28 protein-coding genes are annotated in these 21,295 nt (G+C 63.8%); 16 read left to right on the top strand and 12 right to left on the bottom strand.

Annotated elements, in window-relative coordinates:
- Positions 1-43: 43 nt before the first annotated feature.
- Positions 44-280, bottom strand: a complete 237-nt coding sequence (gene rpsU, locus AWH62_RS00700; protein WP_075188542.1) for a 30S ribosomal protein S21 — start codon at positions 278-280, stop codon at positions 44-46.
- 153 nt (positions 281-433) lie between these two features.
- Between rpsU and AWH62_RS00695 the strand changes: the two genes are divergently transcribed.
- Both AWH62_RS00695 and AWH62_RS00690 read left to right on the top strand, forming a co-directional pair.
- Entirely contained in the window at positions 434-1,111 is a 678-nt protein-coding gene (locus AWH62_RS00695) for a COQ9 family protein (protein WP_075188541.1), read from the top strand.
- Positions 1,112-1,254: 143 nt separating this feature from the next.
- On the top strand, positions 1,255-1,899 hold the full coding sequence (locus tag AWH62_RS00690) for an alternative oxidase (RefSeq protein ID WP_075188540.1): 645 nt from the start codon (positions 1,255-1,257) through the stop codon (positions 1,897-1,899).
- On the opposite strand, the gene AWH62_RS00685 is transcribed toward AWH62_RS00690, so the two are convergent.
- From AWH62_RS00685 to purE, 3 genes are read right to left on the bottom strand one after another with little or no spacing between them, the layout of a single operon-like run.
- Positions 1,896-2,681 (bottom strand): metallophosphoesterase, encoded by a 786-nt coding sequence (locus tag AWH62_RS00685; RefSeq protein WP_075188539.1) that lies wholly within the window; start codon positions 2,679-2,681, stop codon positions 1,896-1,898. The two genes, AWH62_RS00690 and AWH62_RS00685, sit on opposite strands and share 4 nt — an antisense overlap.
- A 40-nt stretch (positions 2,682-2,721) precedes the next feature.
- A complete protein-coding gene (locus AWH62_RS00680) occupies positions 2,722-3,801 on the bottom strand; it encodes a 5-(carboxyamino)imidazole ribonucleotide synthase (protein ID WP_075188538.1) in 1,080 nt (359 codons plus the stop codon).
- A 4-nt stretch (positions 3,802-3,805) separates the two neighbouring features.
- Positions 3,806-4,327, bottom strand: a complete 522-nt coding sequence (gene purE, locus AWH62_RS00675) for a 5-(carboxyamino)imidazole ribonucleotide mutase (RefSeq protein ID WP_075188537.1) — start codon at positions 4,325-4,327, stop codon at positions 3,806-3,808.
- 158 nt (positions 4,328-4,485) lie between these two features.
- Between purE and AWH62_RS00670 the strand changes: the two genes are divergently transcribed.
- Positions 4,486-5,226, top strand: coding sequence for a GGDEF domain-containing protein (locus AWH62_RS00670; RefSeq protein WP_075188536.1), 741 nt, complete (start codon positions 4,486-4,488; stop codon positions 5,224-5,226).
- Between the two features lie 17 nt (positions 5,227-5,243).
- Here AWH62_RS00670 and AWH62_RS00665 read toward each other — a convergent pair whose 3' ends face one another.
- Positions 5,244-5,456, bottom strand: coding sequence for a YdcH family protein (locus tag AWH62_RS00665; protein WP_083634880.1), 213 nt, complete (start codon positions 5,454-5,456; stop codon positions 5,244-5,246).
- Between the two features lie 251 nt (positions 5,457-5,707).
- Between AWH62_RS00665 and AWH62_RS00660 the strand changes: the two genes are divergently transcribed.
- From AWH62_RS00660 to AWH62_RS00640, 5 genes are all read left to right on the top strand, one after another.
- Positions 5,708-7,111, top strand: coding sequence for an amidohydrolase family protein (locus AWH62_RS00660; protein WP_075188535.1), 1,404 nt, complete (start codon positions 5,708-5,710; stop codon positions 7,109-7,111).
- A 180-nt stretch (positions 7,112-7,291) separates the two neighbouring features.
- Complete coding sequence (locus AWH62_RS00655; protein ID WP_075188534.1) at positions 7,292-7,768, top strand: hypothetical protein; 477 nt, start codon at positions 7,292-7,294, stop codon at positions 7,766-7,768.
- A gap of 8 nt (positions 7,769-7,776) precedes the next feature.
- A complete protein-coding gene (locus AWH62_RS00650) occupies positions 7,777-8,181 on the top strand; it encodes a hypothetical protein (protein WP_075188533.1) in 405 nt (134 codons plus the stop codon).
- Between the two features lie 11 nt (positions 8,182-8,192).
- Positions 8,193-9,182, top strand: a complete 990-nt coding sequence (locus AWH62_RS00645; protein WP_075188532.1) for a hypothetical protein — start codon at positions 8,193-8,195, stop codon at positions 9,180-9,182.
- Between the two features lie 9 nt (positions 9,183-9,191).
- The gene (locus AWH62_RS00640) at positions 9,192-11,072 is read left to right on the top strand and encodes a VWA domain-containing protein (RefSeq protein ID WP_075188531.1); all 1,881 of its coding nucleotides are present in this window, start codon (positions 9,192-9,194) and stop codon (positions 11,070-11,072) included.
- 7 nt (positions 11,073-11,079) lie between these two features.
- Here AWH62_RS00640 and AWH62_RS00635 read toward each other — a convergent pair whose 3' ends face one another.
- Positions 11,080-11,667, bottom strand: a complete 588-nt coding sequence (locus AWH62_RS00635) for a UbiX family flavin prenyltransferase (RefSeq protein WP_075188530.1) — start codon at positions 11,665-11,667, stop codon at positions 11,080-11,082.
- Between the two features lie 88 nt (positions 11,668-11,755).
- On the opposite strand from AWH62_RS00635, the gene AWH62_RS00630 reads away from it, so the two are divergent.
- The 3 genes from AWH62_RS00630 to AWH62_RS00620 all read left to right on the top strand — a co-directional run bounded on the left by AWH62_RS00630 (position 11,756) and on the right by AWH62_RS00620 (position 13,808).
- Complete coding sequence (locus AWH62_RS00630) at positions 11,756-11,944, top strand: YdcH family protein (RefSeq protein WP_075188529.1); 189 nt, start codon at positions 11,756-11,758, stop codon at positions 11,942-11,944.
- Between the two features lie 91 nt (positions 11,945-12,035).
- Complete coding sequence (locus AWH62_RS00625; protein ID WP_083634879.1) at positions 12,036-12,905, top strand: tetratricopeptide repeat protein; 870 nt, start codon at positions 12,036-12,038, stop codon at positions 12,903-12,905.
- 102 nt (positions 12,906-13,007) lie between these two features.
- Positions 13,008-13,808 carry an SDR family NAD(P)-dependent oxidoreductase gene (locus AWH62_RS00620; RefSeq protein WP_075188528.1) on the top strand — a complete coding sequence of 267 codons (801 nt, stop codon included), beginning with the start codon at positions 13,008-13,010 and terminating at the stop codon, positions 13,806-13,808.
- An 82-nt stretch (positions 13,809-13,890) separates the two neighbouring features.
- Here AWH62_RS00620 and AWH62_RS00615 read toward each other — a convergent pair whose 3' ends face one another.
- Both AWH62_RS00615 and AWH62_RS00610 read right to left on the bottom strand, forming a co-directional pair.
- Positions 13,891-14,559: a DUF1013 domain-containing protein gene (locus AWH62_RS00615; protein ID WP_075188527.1), complete on the bottom strand. Its 669-nt coding sequence runs from the start codon at positions 14,557-14,559 to the stop codon at positions 13,891-13,893.
- Between the two features lie 164 nt (positions 14,560-14,723).
- Entirely contained in the window at positions 14,724-15,716 is a 993-nt protein-coding gene (locus AWH62_RS00610) for an NAD(P)H-quinone oxidoreductase (RefSeq protein ID WP_075188526.1), read from the bottom strand.
- A 61-nt stretch (positions 15,717-15,777) separates the two neighbouring features.
- Between AWH62_RS00610 and AWH62_RS00605 the strand changes: the two genes are divergently transcribed.
- A complete protein-coding gene (locus AWH62_RS00605; protein ID WP_075188525.1) occupies positions 15,778-15,975 on the top strand; it encodes a DUF1192 domain-containing protein in 198 nt (65 codons plus the stop codon).
- Positions 15,976-16,054: 79 nt separating this feature from the next.
- On the top strand, positions 16,055-16,582 hold the full coding sequence (locus tag AWH62_RS00600; protein WP_075188524.1) for a DUF1465 family protein: 528 nt from the start codon (positions 16,055-16,057) through the stop codon (positions 16,580-16,582).
- An 85-nt stretch (positions 16,583-16,667) separates the two neighbouring features.
- Here AWH62_RS00600 and rpmE read toward each other — a convergent pair whose 3' ends face one another.
- Entirely contained in the window at positions 16,668-16,886 is a 219-nt protein-coding gene (gene rpmE, locus AWH62_RS00595; RefSeq protein ID WP_075188523.1) for a 50S ribosomal protein L31, read from the bottom strand.
- 199 nt (positions 16,887-17,085) lie between these two features.
- Here rpmE and AWH62_RS00590 point away from each other — a divergent pair, with 199 nt between their 5' ends.
- Positions 17,086-17,349, top strand: coding sequence for a type II toxin-antitoxin system CcdA family antitoxin (locus tag AWH62_RS00590; protein ID WP_075188522.1), 264 nt, complete (start codon positions 17,086-17,088; stop codon positions 17,347-17,349).
- A complete protein-coding gene (locus tag AWH62_RS00585) occupies positions 17,350-17,658 on the top strand; it encodes a CcdB family protein (protein ID WP_075188521.1) in 309 nt (102 codons plus the stop codon).
- Positions 17,659-17,935: 277 nt separating this feature from the next.
- Here the strand turns inward: AWH62_RS00585 and AWH62_RS16675 are convergent, their stop codons facing one another.
- Genes AWH62_RS16675 through AWH62_RS00575 form a run of 3 tightly spaced genes read right to left on the bottom strand, consistent with a single transcriptional unit; the run spans position 17,936 to position 20,394 of the window.
- Positions 17,936-18,394, bottom strand: coding sequence for a hypothetical protein (locus AWH62_RS16675; protein ID WP_143742843.1), 459 nt, complete (start codon positions 18,392-18,394; stop codon positions 17,936-17,938).
- A gap of 14 nt (positions 18,395-18,408) precedes the next feature.
- The gene (locus AWH62_RS00580) at positions 18,409-19,398 is read right to left on the bottom strand and encodes a peptidoglycan-binding protein (RefSeq protein WP_075188520.1); all 990 of its coding nucleotides are present in this window, start codon (positions 19,396-19,398) and stop codon (positions 18,409-18,411) included.
- A gap of 3 nt (positions 19,399-19,401) precedes the next feature.
- The gene (locus tag AWH62_RS00575) at positions 19,402-20,394 is read right to left on the bottom strand and encodes a hypothetical protein (RefSeq protein ID WP_075188519.1); all 993 of its coding nucleotides are present in this window, start codon (positions 20,392-20,394) and stop codon (positions 19,402-19,404) included.
- Between the two features lie 259 nt (positions 20,395-20,653).
- Between AWH62_RS00575 and AWH62_RS00570 the strand changes: the two genes are divergently transcribed.
- Complete coding sequence (locus tag AWH62_RS00570; protein WP_075188941.1) at positions 20,654-21,262, top strand: FMN-dependent NADH-azoreductase; 609 nt, start codon at positions 20,654-20,656, stop codon at positions 21,260-21,262.
- Positions 21,263-21,295 lie beyond the last annotated feature (33 nt).

Here is a 21,295-nt window from a genome sequence, read left to right as displayed (position 1 = left end):
GGACACGGCGGTTTCACTTTACTCGCAATGAGGCCTGGCGACCCTAGCGACGCGTCGTGCCGCCACGCTTGGCGACGAGACCTTCGCGCTGGGCCCGCTTGCGAGCCAGCTTGCGCGCCCGGCGAATGGCTTCAGCCTTTTGGCGAGCCTTCTTCTCCGAGGGCTTCTCGTAATGATTACGACGCTTCATTTCGCGGAAAGTACCTTCCCGCTGCATCTTCTTTTTCAGCGCGCGGAGCGCTTGCTCCACGTTATTGTCGCGCACAACGATCTGTACGATGGCTCTCTCTCCATAGGTTGGACGCGAGGGCCATTCCTCGTGTCGCTAGTTCGCCAGAGGCGGGGCTACTAGCAGAGCTGCGACCACGTGTCCACACTGTCAGCACACACGGGCGAGGTGACGAAGTCACCGCACTGGTCTAGACAGATCGACATGATGGAAGCCGATACCCTGCCCCGCTCCGTGAAGGATAGCACACGCGACGCGCTTTTAGAGTCGATTCTACCGTTGGCAGCCTTTGATGGCTGGACCGATGACAGTTTCGCCCAGGCCTGCGCCGATGCCGGCATCGACAAGGGCCAGGCCCTGCTGGCCTGCCCGCGTGGCGCACTCGACCTGATCGTGCGCTGGTCAAGACAGCTCGACCTGGCCGTGGTCGCGGCTGTCCGGGGTGCCGACATCAAGGCGATGAAGATCCGCGAGCGGGTCCGATTCGGTGTGATGGCGCGGCTCGAAGCGATCGGTCCGCACGAGGAAGCCGCCCGCCGCGCCCGCGCCCGCCTGATGCTGCCGGATGCCGCCAGCGAGGCGCCGCAGCTTCTGTGGGCCACCGCCGACACGATCTGGCGCGCCATTGGCGACACCTCGACCGATGTGAACTTCTATTCCAAGCGGACCATACTGGCCGGCGTCTATGGCTCGACCCTGTCGACCTGGCTCAACGAGGCCGACATGGACAAGACCGAGGCCGAGGCTTTCCTCGATCGCCGCATCCAGAATGTGATGGATTTCGAAAAGACCAAGGCCAATATCGCCAAGCTGACCGCCGACCTGCCCGACCTCGCCGGGCTGCTGGGCAAGCTGCGCCACGGGCCGGGTCCGCGGATTTAGCGTTCGCGCCGGGTTTAAACCCGCCGCGCCAATACCCACATCCCGATTGCGAGATTTATCGACGCGCGGCGCCGTGCCACCTTCCGCCTCGCCACATCCGGGCGCACAGTGTCGGCATGCACCGTCCCAAACGGGAGAGCGACATGCCGAAGACGGACCACATCATTCTCGACCAACACCGCAAGCCCGAGGGCATAGGCGACCATATCGCCCTTGGTTTCGTGAAATTCCTGCGCTTTTTCGCCGACACTTTCTTCGCCAAACGCTATGGCCACCGGGCCGTGGTTCTGGAAACCGTTGCGGCCGTGCCCGGCATGGTCGGCGGCCTCTTGCAGCACCTCAAGGCGCTACGCCGCATCCGCGATGACGAAGGCTGGATCCGCACCCTGCTGGACGAGGCGGAAAACGAGCGCATGCACCTGATGACCTTCATCGAAATCGCCAAGCCGACCCTGTTCGAGCGGATCGTGATCATGGTCGTGCAGGCGATCTTCTATAATTGCTATTTCTTCCTCTACCTCTTCGCCCCGCGCACGGCGCACCGCGTGGTCGGCTATTTCGAGGAAGAGGCCGTGATCAGCTATACGCAGTATCTGGAAGGCATCGACGCCGGCAAGCACGAGAATGTTCCAGCGCCGCAGATTGCCATCGACTATTGGAACATGGCTGCCGATGCCCGGCTGCGGGATGTGGTTGTTGCGGTCCGCGCCGACGAGGCTGGCCATCGCGATGTCAATCACGACTATGCCGATCAGCTCGGCCGCAAACCACGCGCCCAGACGGCTTAACCGCTGTTGTCGTCCACGGCCCAGCGCGGCGAGTGGAACCAGGCCTCCCGAGCCGGTACCTGGACATAGTCGCGCTCGGGCCAGCGCATGGCGGTCAGATGGCCACCGAACACGCAACCCGTGTCGATACAGATGACATTGTTGCGCTCACGGATTTCCGGCTCGGCAACATGGCCGTGCACGATCGTGGCGTCGCCGGAATAATTGCGGGCCCAGTCGCGCCTTATCGGCAGACCGTGCAGGTCGCGCTCGCCGGTGACCTCGCCAAACATGGCAAAGGCCCGCACGCGTGACGAATCCTCGCCATGCATGTCGGCCTGGACACCGGCATGAGCCACGACCAGCCGCCCTTCATCAAGGATGAGGTGATGCGGCAATCTATCGATAAAATCGGCCAATTCCTCACGGAACGGGTCCGGCTCGGCCTGCATCTGGTCGATGGTTTCGCGAATCCCGTGCGAGATTTTCACGTCGCGGCCGGCCAGCCAGCGGCGAAACTTGTCGTCATGATTGCCGACCACGCAATAACCACGCCCCGCCGTGACGCTCGCCTTCACGGTGCGCAGCACGCCCGGACTGTCCGGTCCGCGATCAACGAGATCACCGAGAAAGACCGGGCGGCGGCCCTCCGGATGGTGCCAGTCATGCACATCACGCCGGTCATAGCCCAAGCGTTCGAGCAAGCTCACCAGCTCGTCGAAACAACCATGGATATCGCCAATCAGGTCGAACGGTCCGCGGTCATCAATATAGGCGCGCGGATCGGGGGACGTTCGGATCATGCCCCTAACATAAGGAGTCCGGCGACCATTGGAAGACGGCTCAGAGCGGCGACAGCCGGTTCACATGCCCCATCTTGCGGCCATCGCGGGTCTCGCGCTTACCATAGAGGTGGAGACGGGCCTGCGGATCGGCGGCCAGCTCGGCCCAGGCATCGGCGTCGTGCCCGATCAAATTGGTCATCACACAGGCCGAATGCGCGGCCGGATCGCCCAGCGGCCAGCCGGCGACGGCGCGCATGTGCTGCTCGAACTGGTCGCAGCCGCAGCCATCCATGGTCCAGTGGCCGGTATTGTGGACCCGTGGCGCGATCTCGTTGACGATCAACTCTCCCTCGCCGAGATCGAACAGTTCGACCGCGAACACCCCGACATGACCCAGCCCATCCCCTAGCGCACGGGCAATCGCCAGGGCGCGATCCTGGGTGGCACTGTCGACGCCGGGCGCCGGGGCCGTGGTGGTCTTGAGGATACCATCGCCATGGACATTCTCGGACAGGGGATAGGCCAGGACTTCCCCGGTCACCGAGCGCGCCGCCACGACCGATAATTCGCGCTTGAAAGCCGCAGCCCCCTCAAGGATGGCCGGCTGCTGGCCGATCGCGTCCCACGCCCCGCGGGCATCATCGACGCTGCGGATCCAGGCCTGCCCCTTGCCGTCATAACCGAAACGCCGGGTCTTCAGCACCGCCGGCAGGCCGATATCCTCGATTGCGGCCTCCAGGCCGTCGACATCATCGACCTGGGCGAAGGGGACCGTCTTCACCCCTTGCTGGTTGATGAAATGCTTTTCGATGAAGCGGTCCTGGGTCAGCTCCAGCGATTTCGCACCGGGACGCAGCGGCGCGGCTGCAGCGGCAATCGCGACCGTGTCGACCGGAACATTCTCGAACTCATAGGTGATGGCGTCGCAACGATTGGCGAAATTGGCGACGGCGCCGGCATCATCCCAAGGTGCGCAATAACTGCGTGCGGCGACCCGGCTGGCCGGGCAATCGGGCTCAGGATCATAGATATGGACGTCGAAGCCGAGGGCGGCACCGGCGCCGGCCAGCATGCGACCGAGCTGGCCGCCGCCGAGTATCCCGATCACACTGCCCGGAGCAAGCGGCGCATCACGCATCGGATCAGTCCTCGACCGTCACCGGAACGCTGTCGGTCTGGGCCTGACGCCAGGCGTCAAGGCGTTCCGCCACGCCGGCATCCATCAGTGACAGGATGGAGGCGGCCAGGAGGCCTGCATTCTTGGCCCCGGCATCGCCGATCGCCAGCGTGCCGACCGGCACACCGCCAGGCATCTGGACGATGGAGAGCAGGCTGTCCTGACCACTCAATGCCTTCGATTTCACCGGCACGCCAAGCACGGGCAGCGACGTCATCGAGGCGACCATGCCCGGCAGGTGCGCCGCACCGCCGGCGCCGGCGATTACCACCTTAATGCCGCGTCCGCGCGCACCCTTGGAAAACTCGACCAGACGATCCGGCGTCCGGTGGGCGGACACGACCTGCGTCTCATAGCTGATCCCGAGATCGCCGAGCACGTTGGCGGCCTTCTTCATCGTCGGCCAATCCGAGCGTGAACCCATGATGATGGCGACGTCGATATCTGAATTCGGGGAGGTCGGGGACTGGGGCGAAACTTCGCTCATGACGCTTCCTGCGCGTGAAAAGGAAGCGCGCGACCATAACTCTGCGCGCGTGAAGGTCAAGAACATCCCGCAAAGCAAGCGCGATCCGTCCGCGCTTGACCGTTTCTTAACCACACTTCGCGACGCTGCGACCGAACAGAATCGAATTGGAACGTGCCATGCGCATCGGACCGACCGGCCCCACAGGGAATGTTTCCCGCCCCAGCAAGACCGACACCGCCCGCCGCAGCAGCGGTGGCGCCCAATCGACTGCGGCGCCCTCTGATGCCGCCTCGATCATGGGCGTGCCGGAAGCCGAGCTCACGCCGAATGTGCAGCGCGCCCTCTTGTCGCTGATGGGCGAGGTCGACCAGCTGCGCAAGGAAACCGAACGCCTGCGCGGCCGGGTCCGCGAACTGGAATCGCTGGCCGATCACGACGTCATGCTGCCGGTGCTGAACCGCCGCGCCTTCCTGCGCGAAGTCAGCCGCGCACTGGCCCTCGCCGAGCGTCATGGCGCGCCGTCAGCGCTCGTCTATTTCGACCTCAACGGCTTCAAGGCCATCAATGACCAGTATGGCCATGCCGCCGGCGATGCCGCCCTGCATCATGTCGCCAACCTGCTCACGGCCCATGTGCGCGAAACCGACGCGGTCGGCCGGCTGGGCGGCGATGAGTTTGCCGTCGTGCTGACACTGACCGGTGCTGACGGGGCGCAAGCCAAGGCACGCGAACTGGCCGATCGGGTCTCGACGACCCCGTTCGATTATGCCGGTCGCAAACTGACCGTCGGGACGGCTTGGGGCTGCCAGCCGCTTGAGGCTGGCAAACGCGCCGAAGACGTCATGGCGAGCGCCGATGCCGCCATGTATGCCTGCAAGCAGGCGCAGAAATCAGGCGATGAACGCAAGCAGGCCTGATCCGGCCGCCGCCTGCTTCAGGCAATGATGTCCGGCGTCAGCTGGTCTTCAAGCTGTGAAATCACGTCCTTGATCTTCAGCTTTTCCTTCTTCAACCGAGCGTATTTGAGCTGATCGACAACGCCGTTCTCGGTCAGCGCGTCGACTTCATGATTGAGGGATTCATGCTGCTCCCGCAGGCGCTCGATCCGTTCGGTCAGCGCCTGCTGGTCCAGGGATTCTCCATCCATTCCTCAGCCGTCTCTTTCTGATCTTGTTCTGATCCGCTTGCTCCGGAGGTCGGAACCGGCGCCCTGGTGGCAGGTTCGCCCGAGCCAGTGTGGCGAAGCGGGTAGGATACCGGCATTCGCCGGTCAAATAAATTCCCGATCACGCTGCAGATGCGAAGAATTGGAGCTGGACGCTGCGCCGCACGACGGATAGCGTCAAGCAAGTTACATATGTAACACAACGGTCACGAATGTAGCAAAGAGACAGAACCATGCTTCGAATGATCGCACTCCTCGCAAGCCTTGCCGGCTGGGCCGGCGCGTCGGCGCAACCTGTTGCGGACCTGTCCGACCGGGCGCGTCAGCATATCCGCCATGACGCGCCGCAAATCGCACTGGTCGGTGTCCGCCTTGTCGATGGCAGCGATGACCCGGCGCGTGCCAACCAGACCGTGTTGATCGAAGACGGTCGGATCCGGCAAGTCGGCCCGACCGCAGACATAAGTGTGCCGGATGGTTTTGCCGTTCTCGATCTGGCCGGTCACAGCGTCATCCCGGGCCTGGTCGGCCTGCACAACCATCTCCACTATCCCGGCACGCCGGCCAGCCATCACACAGCGCCGCACCTCTACCTCGCCGGCGGTGTGACGACGCTGTTCTCGGCAGGCAGCGCCGCACCGGTCGCCGAACTGAACATGGCGCGAGCGGTCGAGCGCGGATACGGACCCGGCCCCGACATGCGCATCGCCGCACCTTATGTCACCGGCCCGGACGGCAATTGGGTCATGGCGCAGCCGGACACCGCCGAGGCCGCCCATCGTTTCGTCGATTACTGGACCGAGAACGGCGTCGCGGGTTTCAAGCTTTACCGGCATGTGACGCCAGACGTTGCCCGCGCCGTGATCACACGCGCCCATGCGCACGGCCTGCCTGTCACCGGCCATCTGTGCTCGCTGACCTATCGGCAAGCCGCCGAAATGGGCATCGACCGTATCGAGCACGGTTTCCTGTCGATGTCAGACCTGGTCGCGGACAAGCCGGAAGGCGTCTGCACCGCGACGCTGGCATCGCTGGAAACCAGTGATCCCGATGGTGAGGCCATCGGCGCCGTCATTGCGACCCTCGTCGATCATGATGTCACCCTGACCTCGACCCTGGCCATCATAGAAAGCCATTTCGCGCACCGGCCCCAGGGCGATGCCCGCTCGCTGGCCATGTTGGCGCCCGAGGCCCGCGCGGCCTATGACAGCCGCCAGGACGCCCTCGCCGCGCGACTGGAGACGACCCGTTTCACGCCGGAATTATTCGGCCGTGTGCTCGCCTTTGAACGCCGCTTTGTCGCCGCTGGCGGACACCTCGTCGCCGGCCCCGACACAGGCCGCCACATCATTCCCGGTCATGGCGACCAGCGGAACGTGGAATTGCTTGTTGAAGCCGGCTTCACGGTCGAGCAGGCGGTCCGGATCGCGACCCATAACGGCGCGGTCGAGTTGGGCCTGGGCACGGATCGCGGCCTCATCCGGGCCGGCTATCGGGCCGACCTGGTCGTGCTGCAAGGCGATCTGTCGGCGGACATCAGCCGGATCCGACACCCGCAAATCGTGTTCCGCAACGGTCTCGGCTATGACCCTGAAAGCCTGGCTGAGGCCGCGGTCGGGCAGGTCGGACTGCGCTGATCATCACCATCATTGACCACGAAGCGACGAAACAGGTTTCCTGAAAAGACTACCCATTTCGACCAGGCAGTGTAGCGTGGCGATCAACACGCCCCGCAAACCGGTCCTTGCTGACCGGGTTCGATCCGACAGGAGCCGGCAAGGGGCGTTTTGACAGCGGCAGACAAAGGGGGACCTGCCATGACAAAAACCTTGAAGACCATGCTCGCACTGACCGCCTGCGCCCTGCCTCTCGCCGCCTGTGGCGGCAACACCGAACAGCCGGTTGGCCCCGACAGTCCTGCCCGGTCCGGAAGCGACGCGCCGCAAGTTGTGATGGAGCAGAATGTCGGCGGTCTGCAATCGCAGGCCGGCGCCAATCTGAACCTGCCCGCCGGATTTCCGGACGATGTCGCCCACTACCCTGATCTCAACATCTATGGCGCCAACACGATTCCGAACATGGGTTTTTCGCTGGCCGCCTTGGCCGACGGATCGCCGGACGACGTCGCCGCTTTCTACGCCCGCGAGATGACGGCGCTTGGCTGGACCGAAGCGGCCAATGCCCCCAGCGGTCCGGGGCACATGCTGCGTTTTGAAAAAGACGGGCGCGTGGCGACATTCAACCTGATCCCGAACGGATCAACCACGACATTGTCCGTCACGGTCTTGAACTAGGACGCCCCGTGTCGCCGCGCCTCACCCGCATCGCACTGAGCCTGCCCGTCATCATCGCCATGGTGGTCTTGGCGTTCGGGCTCGGCACTTATTTTGGCGGCAAGTATCTCGTGCCGCCCGGTCAGGGACTGGCGGCACCCGCCGAGGCCTTGGGCTATGGCCTGCTCGCGAGCTTGGCCGGCTTGGCGGTCTCGATCGTCGCGGCGACCAGAATGCCGATGAAAGCGCTGATTGCCTGCGTCGTCGCCGGCATGCTCGGCCTCACCATTCTGGCCATCGCCATCGCGATTGCCGTGAACAATGCCGACCACGACAGTCAGCCCGGATCCGACGCGCCGCCGCCACGAACAACAACGACGACGCCCGTCACCGAGCCGGCGCCGACGCTGCCCGACGAAGAGCCAACACGGTGAGGGGCTCTACCGTGACAATTGGCGTTATCGCCCTGATCGCAGCCTGCCTGGCCGGCCTCGTGCCGAGCCGCGCCGCCGCAGACAGCTGCACCGACACAGCGCTGCACCATGCCATCCCGGTCAGCGGCGAGGTTTCCAGAGACCGTCAATACGCCGCGGATATAGGCTTCGGCTGGACATTCCTGCTGGCGCCGGCGCCGCACGGTTGGGACATCAATGTGCTCGACGCAGGTGGCTATAATCTCGCCCTTGCCACCTTGCCGCTCCATGGCAACACCAATCCGCGTTTTCTTTATGGCTGGCACTTCCGCAACGCCGCCAATACCGGCCCCAATGAGGGCGACGTCAATGCGCCCCAGCACGAGCGCCGCTTCATGCTGAATGATCCACGCGGCGGCGCCTTTCGCGATACCGGGCTTGGCTGGCTGCGCATCACCGATTTCGGACTGGCCGACCTGGAGCCGGGCGAGCAGGCGCGCATGGTCTATCTCCAGTTCAACGCCTGTATCATCGTGCCGAAGACTGACGAGGAGCGCGCCCGCGAGCTGGACGCCACCAGTCCGGTTTACATTGACGAAGAGATGGAGCTGATCCGCACCTGCGGCCTCGATCTCGCCTACCGACCCGAGGCCTGGGTTCTGCCGCGAATGCTCAACGGGGATTTCGACGCCGATGGCGCCCATGATTTCGCGGTACCGATTGTGCGGGACGTCGACGGTCAGCACGGTATCGCCATCTGCCGCGCCGGCACCTGGACATCGATCCACGGGATCGACGATGCCCCGCCGGGCAGCGATCTCGCGCCGGACTATTTCAATCAGGTGGAGGCCTGGCGGATCGGCCCGCGCGACGCCGTGGCACACTATGTCGGCGATGCCAGGCTGCCGGAGGGGCCGGGCGACGCCCTCACCCTCGAGCGTATCGAGAAGTCGGCCTACAGCCTTTATTGGAACGGCGCCGCCTTTCGCAGCCATCACCACTACACACTGGTCGAACCCTAGGAGCCAGGCATGCGTTTTCTGACCGGCCTTTGCGCCCTCATTCTTCTGACGATCAGCCCGGCACCGGCCCAGAACTGGCAGATCAGTGCACCGACCGAGGCCCATATCCGGCAGAGCATCGAGGTTGAATGGTCCGCCCCTGAAGCACGCGGTGACATTCTCGAAGTGCGACCCGCCGACGGCGAAGGTCGGCGGCTCTCCTACGCCTACACCCACAACAACCCGCAAGTGATCATGGCACCGGAAGCACCGGGTGAGTATGTACTGGTTTACGTGTCGGGCGGCGAGGTGCGCGCCAGCCTGCCCCTGACCGTGACCCTGCCGGGCGCGTCCATTACTGCACCCGCCGCTGTCAGCGCCGGCGAGACCTTCAGCCTCGACTGGACCGGCCCCGTCAGCCGCAGCGACAATCTGACATTCGCGGCCCGGGACGGCTCACCCATCCGCGGAACGGGTTACGCCTATGTCGGCAATCTGGACGGCGGGCCGGCCAGCTTGCGGGCACCCGCCGATGCGGGGAGTTATGACATTGTCTATGTCAGTGGCTCGACCGTCCTCGCCCGCTCACCGATCGAGGTCGGCGGCATCGAGGCGGTCCTGACCGCCCCGTCCGAGGTCTTTCAGGGCGGGCCCGTGCGCGTTTCCTGGGTCGGACCGGAGAACAGCCAGGACCGTATCACCTTCGCCGCGCGCGATGGTGAACCGCTTGGCGGCGCCAGCTACTACTATGTCGGCAATGCCGGAGCGGACGACGCGGCCATTCTGACTGCATCAGAGACGCTGGGTGCCTATGACATCGTCTATGTGTCCAGTGGCCGGGTGATTGGACGCACATCCATCGACGTCGTTGCGGCCCATATCGCTATCGACGCGCCCGCCGAGGTGGCAGCCTATACGCAATTTCCTGTCACCTGGGCCGGCACCGGCAATCAAGGCGACCTGATCGAGATGCACGCGAGCGACGGTTCGCGCGCGACGTTCAGTTATATCGACCCCAATTCAGACAGCGTCACGCTGGGCGCGCCCGAGACCCCGGGCGACTACACCCTCATCTATCTCACACGGGCGGGACGCGAGATGGCGCGGCAGGCCATAACCGTCCTGCCGCCGTCGGCCGAGCCGGGGCAATTGCTGGTCGAACAGACACGCGCCGCGCTTGGTCCCGACGACGCTGTCGGCGTTATCCTGGATGCGTCCGGTTCCATGCTGCAGCGGGTTGGCGAGGAGCGGCGCATCGCCATTGCGCGGGAAACACTGACCAGCCTGGTCAACGACACCATCCCCGCGGGGACCGGCTTTGCACTGCGGGTCTTCGGGCATCGCGAGGCCGACAGCTGCCGTACCGATCTGGAAATGCCACTCGGTCCGCTCGATCCGGCAGCCGCCACCGGTGTGATCCGCGGCGTCAACGCCATGAATCTCGCCCGCACGCCGCTGGGGCGCTCGATCGAAATGACCGCAAGCGACCTGGCCAATGTCGCCGGCACCCGCATCCTGATCGTCCTGACTGACGGCGAAGAGACCTGCGACGGCGATGCCGCTGCGTCCATTCAGGGCCTGCGCGATCGCGGCTGGGATATCCGGGTGAATATTGTCGGCTTTGCCATCGACGATACCGATCTCGAAGCCGTCTTCCGCGCGTGGGCGGCCAGCGGTGGTGGTGGCTATTTCAGCGCCGCCGACGGGACCCAACTCGCCGCGGCCCTGACCCAGGCTGTCACCGGTGCTTTCGAACTTGCCGATCCGGCCACCGGCGAGGTCATCACAACCGGTCGCCCGGGTGAAATCCTGACCATTCCCGCCGGCGCTTACACCATCCGATGGGGCAATGACGCCGAGCAGTCAATCGACATCACGGCGGGCGACATTACCCGCATCACGTTGGAATAGGGGCGGCTCAGCGCCGTCCGCCTTCCAGGTCCTCACCCCAGCGCCGCGTGCCATCCCAGTCGAGACCGAACAGGTCAAGGGCGCGTCCGACCGACTGGTTGACCAGGTCGTCAATGGATTTCGGCTTGGCATAGAAGGCCGGCAGTGGGGGGCAGATGACGGCACCCATTTCGGTCAGCGCTTCCATCGTGCGCAGATGACCAAGATGGAAGGGCGTCTCGCGAACCATCAGGACAAGCCGTCGACGCTCTTTCAGGACAACATCGGCGGCCCGGGTCAACAGGCTGGACGTCACACCGGTGGCGATCTCCGACATGGTCTTGACCGAGCACGGCGCGATCAGCATGCCGCGGGTCGCAAACGAGCCCGATGCGATCGGTGCACCGACATCCGGCATTTTGTAGACATGGTCGGCCTTGTCCCGGAAGTCCTTGATCGAGATATCGGTTTCATAGCCAAGCGTCATCTCGGCCGCCTTCGAGGCAACCAGGTGGGTCTCGATGCCCAGCGCCTTCAGCGCCTCCATCGCCCGTATGCCATAGATGATCCCGGAGGCGCCCGAGACTCCGACAATCATCCGCTCCGGCTTCATCATATCTTATCCTCGAAACGTTTCGTGAGTAGACATAATGCGGGAACCTGCTTCAATCGAGTGTTCCACTTCACAAGAGGGAGACGTCTCCATGCCCATCGAAGCCCGCATCCGTGAGCTCGACGCTAAACATACGCGTCTGGATACACAAATCGACGAGGTCAAGAAGCACCCGTCGGCGGATTCCCTGGAACTGGCGCGACTCAAGAAGCAGAAGCTTCGAATCAAGGAACAGATAGAAAGTTTGCGACTATCGGCGCACGCGACCCTTACGGGCTAGCTGATTACAACAGCGCAATTATCAACGGGGCGGCTTTCGGGCCGCCCTTTTTGCGCGCTACACTGAGCAAACGCCACTCCCGGAGTTCCCGATGCGCCTTTCTGCCCCCCTTCTGGCCGCCGGCCTGGTGTTCGCACCCGCCACCCATGCCGCCGCACTTGTCCAGGCATCGTCCGATGCGTCCGAATGCGCGGCCGGACAAGCCGCGCTGGATCGCGGCGAGAATGCCGAAGCGATCCGCCAGTTCAGGGCCTGCCTGGACCATGCCGAGCTCGACATGAACCAGGAGGTCGGCGCCTATGCCTCGCTGGGCGCCGCCTTGCTGGCCGAACAGGAATTCCAGGACGCGCTGGACGCCTATAATTTCGCCTTCGCCATCATCGAGACAGGCGGTGCCCGCGCCGTCGAACCGACGCTTTACCGCAATCGCGGCATCGCCCGGTCCGAGCTTGGCCAGCACGAGCGGGCGCTGGACGACCTGCGAATGGCCGCCGCCGCAGCCCCCGACGACACGCTGACCCAGATCACCCTGGGCATCGTCTATCAGGCCCTCGACCGCGACGCGGAGGCGGTTGTCGCCTTCGACAATGTCGTCCGGCTGCAACCGGACTGGATCGGCTCCTGGATCAACCGGGCCGGCGCCCTGCTCGACCTCGGTCTGACCGGGGCCGCCGTCGAGGATGCCCGCCGCGCGGTCGAGCTGGCGCCCGAGGACGGATCGACCCTGAACATGCTGTGCTGGACCCTGATCAAGGATGATCGCGCCGAAACCGCCCTGCCCTTGTGCGAACAGGCTGTGGCGGCGGAACCGGACTCCGGGGCCATCGTCCACTCCCACGCCACGGCGTTGGAAGCGGTCGGCCGGATGCGGGAGGCGCGGCCGCTTTATCGCCGGGCCTGGCGGTTATCGCCGGAGGATCCGGAAATCCTCCATGACTATGAGCGAACCCACAATCCCTGACCGCGCTGTCGCGGCGCCCGGATGGATTGCCAGCGCCGCCCGCCTGTGCAAGGTCAGCAATCCTGATCGCGCGTTTCTGCGCGCTGGCCATGAGGACTGAAGATGGGTGACCGCGTCGCAATCATAACCGGAGGCGCCAACGGCATTGGCAAGGCCTGTGCCCGTCGTCTCGCCGAAGACGGCTGCCATGTCGTGATCGCCGATGTCGATGCCCGCGCCGGCCAGGCCCTCGCCGAGGAATTGGGCGCCGACAAGGATCGCGCCCTCTTTGTCTCCTGCAATGTTGCGGACCGGCTCGCCGTTAACAATTTGCTGTCGGAAACCCGCTCGACCTTCGAACGGCTCGACGTGCTGGTGAACAATGCCGGCATCGTGGCCAGCGGCGATATCCTGACCCTCTCGGAGTCCGATTTCGACAAGGTGATGGGCGTCAATCTGCGCGGCGCCTTCCTGGTGGCCCGCGAGGCCGCACGGCAGATGGTCGACCAGATCGAGGAAGACGGCGAACGGACTGAAGATGTGCGCCGCCGCTATTCGATCATCAACATGTCATCGGTCAACGGCGTCATGGCGATCCCCGACCAGCTCGCCTATTGCGCCACCAAGGGGGCGATCAACCAGATGACCAAGTCGATGGCGCTGGCGCTCGCCAAATACGGCATCCGCGTCAATGCGATCGGACCGGGCAGCATCAATACCGACGTGCTCAAGGCGGTGAATGACAATCCCGAAGCGATGGACAAGATCATGTCCCGCACCCCGCTGCAGCGGATCGGCGACCCCGACGAGATCGCCTCAGTGGCGTCTTTCCTGGCGTCAAAGGATGCCAGCTATATCACCGGCACCACGATCTATGCCGATGGCGGACGCCTGGCGATGAATTACACGGTGCCCAAGGGCTGAGGCCGCGACGCACAACGCAATAAGAAAGGCCTGGAACCGACGGGTTCCAGGCCTTTTTCAATTCTGGTGACAGAGGTCCGGCCTATTCGGCCTTGGGACCACCGAACAGCGTTTCCAGGTCGATCTCGGCCTCTTGGGCGGGCTTTTCCTCGGCCTGGTGCAGGTCTTCCTGGGCCTTCAGCGTATCGGTCAGCAGTTCCGGGTTTTCTTCCTCGAGCTTGCGGCGACGGGCCGAGGCCTTCTTGACCTGCTCATCGAGGTCAATCTGGGTGCAGAGCCCCAGCGACACCGGATCGGTCGGCTTGATGTTGGACGAGTTCCAGTGACTGCGCTCGCGCACGGCCTGGATCGTCGTCTTGGTGGTGCCGATCAGCTTGGAGATCTGGGCGTCGGCCAGTTCCGGGTGATTGCGGACCAGCCAGGCGATGGCGTCCGGACGGTTCTGGCGACGCGACAGCGGCGTATAGCGCGGACCACGACGCTTGGCCGGCTGGTGCAGCTCGGAATATTTCGGCTTCACCACCGTCATGCGGTATTTGTCGCTCTTCTCGGCCTTCTCGATTTCCTCGCGCGTCAGCTGCCCGTTGGAAATCGGGTCAGCGCCGCGCACGCCGACAGCAACATCGCCATCGGCAATGCCCTTCACTTCGAGCGGATGCAAGCCACAGAAATCGGCGATCTGGTCGAAGGTCAGCGAGGTATTGTCGACGAGCCAGACGGCCGTCGCTTTCGGCATCAGGATCTCGGTCATGGTCTCAGCTCCAAGGCATGGGATTGAAGTACAAAAACAAAAAAAGCCCGACGCGGCGGCCGGGCTTGGGCTTCCGACGCTGGTGGCAGGTCTGCACCATCCAGCGATTTGATGCATTTATAGCGCAGACCGCGCAGCCTGCAAAGCGGGGCAGCCTGCACAAATCAGCAATCCAGCAGTATCTTTCCCGCATGGGCGCCGGAATCGAGCCGTTCGTGTGCGGAACGAACATCATCCAGGGCAAAACGGCTGTCGATCAGCGGCGCCAATTTGCCGGCGGCGATCCAGGGCCACACGGTGTCACGGACCGCGGCCGCGAGACGGGCCTTTTCCGCCAATGGCCGCGCCCGCAGGGTCGAGCCGGTCAGCGTGATCCGCTTGAGCATGACCCGCATCAGATCGACCTCCACACGGCTGCCGGTCAGAAAGGCGATCGAGACAATCCGCGCCCCCATGCGCGCACAATTGATGTTCTTCTGGACATAGGCGCCGCCAACCATGTCCAGGATAACATCCGCTCCGCCGGCTTCGGTCACCACCGCCTGGAAATCCTCGTCCCGGTAGTTGATCGCGATATCGGCACCGAGCGTCTTGCACTGCGCGACCTTGTCCGGCGTGCCAGCCGTTGCGATCACCCGTGCGCCCGCCGCCTTGGCCATCTGGATCGCCGTCGATCCGATCCCGCTTGTGCCGCCATGGACCAGAAATGTTTCATCACGCGACAATGCGCCGATCTCGAACACATTCGTCCATACGGTAAACACGGTCTCGGGCAGTCCGGCCGCATCCGCCACTGCGACAGTGTCCGGCACCGGCAGGACCGAGCCGGCCGGGGCGACCGAGAAATCGGCATAGCCGCCGCCCGCCACCAAGGCACAGACCGGATCGCCGACCGCAAACGCGCTGACACCCTCGCCCAGCTCGGCGACATGACCGGCCACCTCCAGACCCAAGCCTTCCGGTGCGCCGGGCGGGGCGGGATAAAAGCCGAGCCGCTCGATCTGGTCCGGCCGGTTCACGCCGCAAGCCACATTCCGGATCAACAGCTCGCCCGGGCCAGGGACCGGCACGGGCCGGGTCACGATTTCAAGCACATCCGGGCCGCCTGGCTCGCGGGCGATAACGATGCGGTTTTCAGTTTTCGCGATCTCGATCATGGGAGTTTGCCTTCCTTCGCGTTATGCTGCCCCCAGGAGCCAAGCATGTGGAGGCCGATCCATGTTTCATGACGAGGAGAGCATCGCAAGCCAACGGGCACGCCAGGGCATCATTCCCGGCGAGGATCTCAGCGCCTTGTCGCTGGACGATCTGGCCGAGCGGCGTGGGCTGTTGGAAGACGAGATCCGCCGCATCGACGATATCACTGAAAAAAAGAAGGCCGGGCTGAACGCGGCGGACGCCGTGTTTAAGTTTTGATCAAACTCTTTGGGCAGTCTGGCCCGAGCCTTGCTACGATTCGCCCGTAACCCGTGATCGACGCACGAATGGACGCGTAATGACCGATAGTCACACACCGACCCTCTTCCCAGCCGGCGGCGGCCCTGCTGCCCGGGCCCAGGATTTTGCCGCCTCGGAGATGTTCCAGAAACTCTTCCGTGAAGGCATGGACCTGGTGGAAGAGACCGCGAGCTATCTTGACGGGCCGGGGCGTGACGACTCCAAATCACTCGATCGGGCCGGCGCCCTGTCCTACGCCACCGAGAGCATGAAGCTGACGACCCGCCTGATGCAGGCCGCCTCCTGGCTGTTGGCCCAGCGCGCCGTGGCCGAGGGCGAGATGTCGGCCGAGGCTGCAACCGATGGCAAATACCGCCTGTCCGCGGATCGCCCGAGCGAGAAGTTATGGCCGGAAGGCGAAACCCCGCCGGCGGTGCTCGGCGAACTCGTGCGCCGCTCGCGCTCGCTCTATGACCGTCTCAAGCGGATCGACGACAATCTTTATGTCGACGGCGTGGTCGACACGGACGCCAATCCCGTTGCCGACCAGATGGCCATGCTGCGCGGCGCTTTCGGCCAGCGCTAGCTGCACGCCCCACATCGCCGGACAGAAAAAAGGCCCGCTCCAACCGGAACGGGCCTTTTTCTTGTCGCGAAGGACGTCGAAAAGCTTACGCGAAGCCCTTGAACTTGTCCTTGAAGCGCGAAACACGGCCGCCACGGTCCAGCATGTGCTGATTGCCGCCGGTCCAGGCCGGGTGCGACGTCGGATCGATGTCGAGATTGATCGTATCGCCTTCCTTGCCCCAGGTGGATTTGGTCTGGAAGGTGGTCCCGTTGGTCATCACAACATTGATGATGTGATACTCGGGATGGGTATCCTTTTTCATCGGTCCGGCTTTCTCTTGTCCGCCGCGCAACGGGATTACGTTGCCCCGCACGCAGCTCATATAAACTCAGGAGCGGGGCTAGTAGCCGAAGATACCGGCCATGGCAAGCGGGGTATGGAGTCTGACGGGCCGGGTCACCAATCGTGATTTGAGACGGCGGCAAATGTGTGTATAATCATACACACACCGGAGCCTGACCATGTCCGAACCGCGATATCCGCAAGCCGAACGCCGCAAGCGCACCAACCTTACCGTCCGCGAGGATGTCATGGCCGAAGCCAAGGCGCTGGGCCTGAACACCTCCCGCGCCGCCGAGGCGGGCATCGAGGCCGCCATCCGCGAGGAGAAGGGCCGCCGCTGGCTGGAAGAGAACCGCGAGGGGATCAAGGCCTATAACGAGCGCTATCTGCGCGATGGCCCCCTGCTGCCTCCCCCCTGGTGGGCCCAACCGGACGACGATTGAATGGCCCGCTTCGACGTTCACCCGTTGAAGGGAAGCGGTGTTGCGCTGGTTGTCGACATTCAGGCCAACCTCTTGAGCGAGCTGCCCAGCCGGATCGTTGTCCCGCTCCTTGCGACCGCCGATCTCAAACGCCCGCCAATTTCCCGCCTCGAGCCGATACTGGACATTGACGGCGAGGCCTATCTCTTCGCGACGGCCGGTCTGGGTGTGCAGTCTGCGAACCAACTCGGCACCGCTATCGCCAATGTGGAAGCCCGACATCGGGACGACATCGTCAACGCGCTGGACCTTCTGTTTCAGGGGTATTGAGGGAGGGCGGCCTCCTCGCTTCGCTGGGCCCCATCGGCCCACTTTCCCATGTAATGGGGAAGAAAACGGAGAGCCTGTGAGCCGGATAGCGCGCCCCGGCGCACACCCGGCCATACATCCCTTGCCGAGAGAAAGCCGTATCCGGCTCTTCAGCTCAAGGGTGAAGCCGCGAAGCGGCGGCTGCGCCGCCCTTGACCTCAAGAACCGGATACGGCCCGCTGGCTGACAAGTGATTTATGAGCAGGTCTGAGCGATGGAGAAAGTGCCCAGGGCCGACCTAAGCTCCGACCCGTTCGGGGCGCTCTTGGTACAGACTATGATAGGTAATCGAGCCGGCGAGAACATACAGGAAAGCTAGGATGGGGCCTCGACGACCAACCTCCCCCCAACCGTCAAAATGCGAACTATGGAGACGGTCTGCTGCCAACGCCAAAAGCGAAAACAGGCTAGCAAACGCCAATAGGTTACCTAGACCAGAAAGCAAGATTAGATCGTCACGCTCTGCAAGAGATACAAACGCCCGCGCCGCCACGTCTACCAAAAAAACAAATGACAGAAAAAAGGATATCAACTTAACATTTAGACTATGATTGTACTTATATACAACAAATGCCGCCGGGTATGCATAAACAAAATAGAAAATAGAAACCTCCAAAAGGGGCTTCACATAAGTTCTATCCGGAAATTGATCGGTATAAATAGCGGAACCAAAGACCGAAAGAACAATATAATACAATATTGGGTGCACCCCTACCTCGCCGTCAGCTTCAGCTCGATACGCCGGTTCCGCGCATTCGCCTCCGCGGTCCGTCCCTCGACAATCGGATAGTGCTCACCAAAACCGGCGGCGACCAGGCGGTCCGACGGGACGCCCAATTGCTCCATCCAGTTGACCACCGAGATGGCGCGGGCGGCGGAGAGGTGCCAGTTGGAGGGGTAGGTGGTGCGGATCGGGACCGGGTCTGTGTGGCCGTCAATGCGGATCACCCATTCCAGGTCGGCCGGGATTTCATCGGTCAGCTGGATGATCGCATCGGCGATCGGGCGCAGGCTTTCGCGCCCCTCATTTGACAGCGCAGCCGAGCCGGACGGGAAAAGCACATCCGTTTCGAAAACGAAACGATCACCGACAATGCGTACACCGGTGCGGTTTCCGAGAATGGCGCGCAGGCGGCCGAAGAAGTCGGAGCGGTAGACAGCCAGCTCGGCGGCGCGCTCGGCCAGCGCCGCATTGAGACGTTCTCCGAGATTGATCACCTGGGCCTCAGCCTCCTCGGCGCGGAGCTCTGCCGCATCAAGGGCGGCATTCAGCGTGGCGATCTGGTCGCGCAGGGCCTGGATCTGCAGATTGAGCATCATCAGGGCACGGCGGCTCTCTTCGGACAGTTCACGCTCGGCATCGAGCTCGGCCTGCAGCGCCGCCGTCTGGGTGCCAGCCATCGCCAGCGCATCGCTCAGCGCATCGCGCTCAGTCTCCAGTCCGGAGACGCGCAGTTCGAGCTCGGTGTTTTCCGCCTGGGTCAGGGCCAGCTCGTCGGCCAGCTGGGCCAGCTGGGCATTGAGCGCAGCGAGCTGCTCGTCACGACCGGTCAGGGCGCGCGACAGGGCGAACTGGCCGGCCACAAAGATCGACAACAGAAAGACAATGACCAGCAAAAGCGTGGCCAGAGCATCGACAAAGCCCGGCCAGTGATCGCCATTATCGGCTTCCTGGAAACGCGCGAAACGCGGCGAGGCCATGGCCTACTCCCCTCCCCGCTCCCGCGATTGCAGGGCCCGGATCAGCACCCGGATCTCGTCACGCAGGGCCCGCATCGATTCTTCCTGGCTGGCCCGGCTGTCCTCGGCAAAGCGCTGCAGCGTGGTGTCCATCTGGCGAGCATTGCGCTCCAGCGTGTGGGACAGACGGTCGAGCGTCTCGGCGGTCTGTTGCAGCAGGGCGCCGACATAGGCGGACGAGACCTCGCCATCATCACCCGTCGCCGGGCCGGCGGCGGCGAGCCGCGAAATCGACGACAGCCATTCCTCGATCTCGTTGTAGAACCGGTTCTGGGCGCGGCTGGCCTGCAGGTCGAGGAAGCCGATGACCAGCGAGCCGGCCAGACCGAAGAGCGAGGAGGCAAAGGCAGTGCCCATGCCCTGGATCGGGTCCTCGATCGCCGACATCAGCCGCATCACATCGGCTTCACCACCGGTCGAGCTTTCGGTAACAGCGCGGACGGCTTCGCCGACATCGGAGACAACCGAAAGCAGACCCCAGAAGGTGCCGAGCAGGCCGAGAAAGATCAGAAGTCGGCCGAAATAGCGGGTGAAGGCGCCGGCTTCCGACATCCGTGCGCCTACCGAGTCGAGCACGGTGCGAACCGAGCCCGCCGACAGCGAGACGCGGCCATCGGCCTGCGAAATCATCGAGGCCATCGGCGCGATCAGGGCGGGCGGGCTGGGCAGGCTGGCCGGGTCTTCCGCCGACCGGAAGCGGATCAGCCAGCGCGCGGCCGGACCGATGCCCAGCGCCTGTGCAAAGGTGTAGAGCACACCGATCACCAGCACGCCCAGAATGAGACCATTGATCGCCGGATTGGCCCGGAAGGCCTCTTCCAGTGGTTCGATCAGGAAGATGCCAAGCGCCGCCACCACGGCCGTGAACAGTGCCATCCAGATGATGTAACGCCACGGCCCGGTGAACCGGACGCTGGGTGCCTGGGACATATCCTGATCGGAATTGAGAACGGGCATGCTGACCCCTCGTAAAAGCCGCCGTCTTTCCTACCCCCCGGATTGGGACAATTTGGAGGCGAGGTCAAAGGGCTGGTGCGAACTAATCGCGGATGCCGCCGCTTCATCACCGCAGGCATGGCGGGTTTGTGTCCAAAACGGAAACAATAAGCCGCCAGATTAGTGGTTTTTCGCAGGTGGAGCGATAGCCATCTTCCGAGCATCGAATTCGGGGCACGCACCCGCCGCCCGTTGCCACCGCCTGCTGATGGAGTTTGCCATGACCAATCCAGCCACCCGCCACATCCTTCGCGTCGATGCCAGCATGCGCCATCACGGCTCGGTAACGCGCCAGCTCGCCGAGACGCTGATCGAGCGCCTGTCCTCCGACGACAAGGCGATCCGCGTCACCGGCCGCGACCTGGCCGACAATCCGCCGGCCTTCATTGACGAGGCCTGGATCGGTGCCAACTTCACCGATGCGGACGCTCGCAGTGACGCCCAGAAGGCCGTGCTCGCCCGCTCGGACGCCCTGATCGCCGAACTCAAGGCCGCCGACACGCTGGTCATCGCCACCCCGGTCTATAATTTCGGAATTCCCGCCGCGCTGAAGGCCTGGATCGACCTCATCGCCCGCGCCCGCGTCACCTTCAACTACACCGAGACCGGTCCGGTCGGCCTGCTGACGGGCAAGCGCGCCATCCTGGTCGTCGCCTCCGGCGGCACCCGGGTCGGCAGCGAGATCGATTTCGCCACCAACTACATGAAACACGTACTCGGCTTCATTGGCATCCACGACGTCGAAATCATCGCCGCCGACCAGCTCGGCCAGGGCGCCGACGAAAAGCTCGCTGCGGCCGGTGAAGCGATCGAGCGTCTGGCGGCCTAGACGGCTTGGCGCCGGCCAGGATCTGGCCGGCGC

Origin of the sequence: Maricaulis sp. W15, assembly GCF_001924955.1 — a bacterium.
GTDB lineage: Bacteria > Pseudomonadota > Alphaproteobacteria > Caulobacterales > Maricaulaceae > Maricaulis > Maricaulis maris.
Note: the sequence above shows the minus strand (reverse complement) of the source record. Positions and strands in the feature narration are given on the sequence as shown.

Coding starts and splice junctions, on each gene's coding strand:
- AWH62_RS00695 (WP_075188541.1), top strand. CDS start 434: ATGATGGAAGCCGATACCCTGCCCCGCTCCGTGAAGGATAGCACACGC.
- AWH62_RS00690 (WP_075188540.1), top strand. CDS start 1,255: ATGCCGAAGACGGACCACATCATTCTCGACCAACACCGCAAGCCCGAG.
- AWH62_RS00685 (WP_075188539.1), bottom strand. CDS start 2,681: ATGATCCGAACGTCCCCCGATCCGCGCGCCTATATTGATGACCGCGGA.
- AWH62_RS00680 (WP_075188538.1), bottom strand. CDS start 3,801: ATGCGTGATGCGCCGCTTGCTCCGGGCAGTGTGATCGGGATACTCGGC.
- purE (WP_075188537.1), bottom strand. CDS start 4,327: ATGAGCGAAGTTTCGCCCCAGTCCCCGACCTCCCCGAATTCAGATATC.
- AWH62_RS00670 (WP_075188536.1), top strand. CDS start 4,486: ATGCGCATCGGACCGACCGGCCCCACAGGGAATGTTTCCCGCCCCAGC.
- AWH62_RS00665 (WP_083634880.1), bottom strand. CDS start 5,456: ATGGATGGAGAATCCCTGGACCAGCAGGCGCTGACCGAACGGATCGAG.
- AWH62_RS00660 (WP_075188535.1), top strand. CDS start 5,708: ATGCTTCGAATGATCGCACTCCTCGCAAGCCTTGCCGGCTGGGCCGGC.
- AWH62_RS00655 (WP_075188534.1), top strand. CDS start 7,292: ATGACAAAAACCTTGAAGACCATGCTCGCACTGACCGCCTGCGCCCTG.
- AWH62_RS00640 (WP_075188531.1), top strand. CDS start 9,192: ATGCGTTTTCTGACCGGCCTTTGCGCCCTCATTCTTCTGACGATCAGC.
- AWH62_RS00635 (WP_075188530.1), bottom strand. CDS start 11,667: ATGATGAAGCCGGAGCGGATGATTGTCGGAGTCTCGGGCGCCTCCGGG.
- AWH62_RS00630 (WP_075188529.1), top strand. CDS start 11,756: ATGCCCATCGAAGCCCGCATCCGTGAGCTCGACGCTAAACATACGCGT.
- AWH62_RS00625 (WP_083634879.1), top strand. CDS start 12,036: ATGCGCCTTTCTGCCCCCCTTCTGGCCGCCGGCCTGGTGTTCGCACCC.
- AWH62_RS00620 (WP_075188528.1), top strand. CDS start 13,008: ATGGGTGACCGCGTCGCAATCATAACCGGAGGCGCCAACGGCATTGGC.
- AWH62_RS00615 (WP_075188527.1), bottom strand. CDS start 14,559: ATGACCGAGATCCTGATGCCGAAAGCGACGGCCGTCTGGCTCGTCGAC.
- AWH62_RS00610 (WP_075188526.1), bottom strand. CDS start 15,716: ATGATCGAGATCGCGAAAACTGAAAACCGCATCGTTATCGCCCGCGAG.
- AWH62_RS00605 (WP_075188525.1), top strand. CDS start 15,778: ATGTTTCATGACGAGGAGAGCATCGCAAGCCAACGGGCACGCCAGGGC.
- AWH62_RS00600 (WP_075188524.1), top strand. CDS start 16,055: ATGACCGATAGTCACACACCGACCCTCTTCCCAGCCGGCGGCGGCCCT.
- rpmE (WP_075188523.1), bottom strand. CDS start 16,886: ATGAAAAAGGATACCCATCCCGAGTATCACATCATCAATGTTGTGATG.
- AWH62_RS00590 (WP_075188522.1), top strand. CDS start 17,086: ATGTCCGAACCGCGATATCCGCAAGCCGAACGCCGCAAGCGCACCAAC.
- AWH62_RS00585 (WP_075188521.1), top strand. CDS start 17,350: ATGGCCCGCTTCGACGTTCACCCGTTGAAGGGAAGCGGTGTTGCGCTG.
- AWH62_RS00580 (WP_075188520.1), bottom strand. CDS start 19,398: ATGGCCTCGCCGCGTTTCGCGCGTTTCCAGGAAGCCGATAATGGCGAT.
- AWH62_RS00575 (WP_075188519.1), bottom strand. CDS start 20,394: ATGCCCGTTCTCAATTCCGATCAGGATATGTCCCAGGCACCCAGCGTC.
- AWH62_RS00570 (WP_075188941.1), top strand. CDS start 20,654: ATGACCAATCCAGCCACCCGCCACATCCTTCGCGTCGATGCCAGCATG.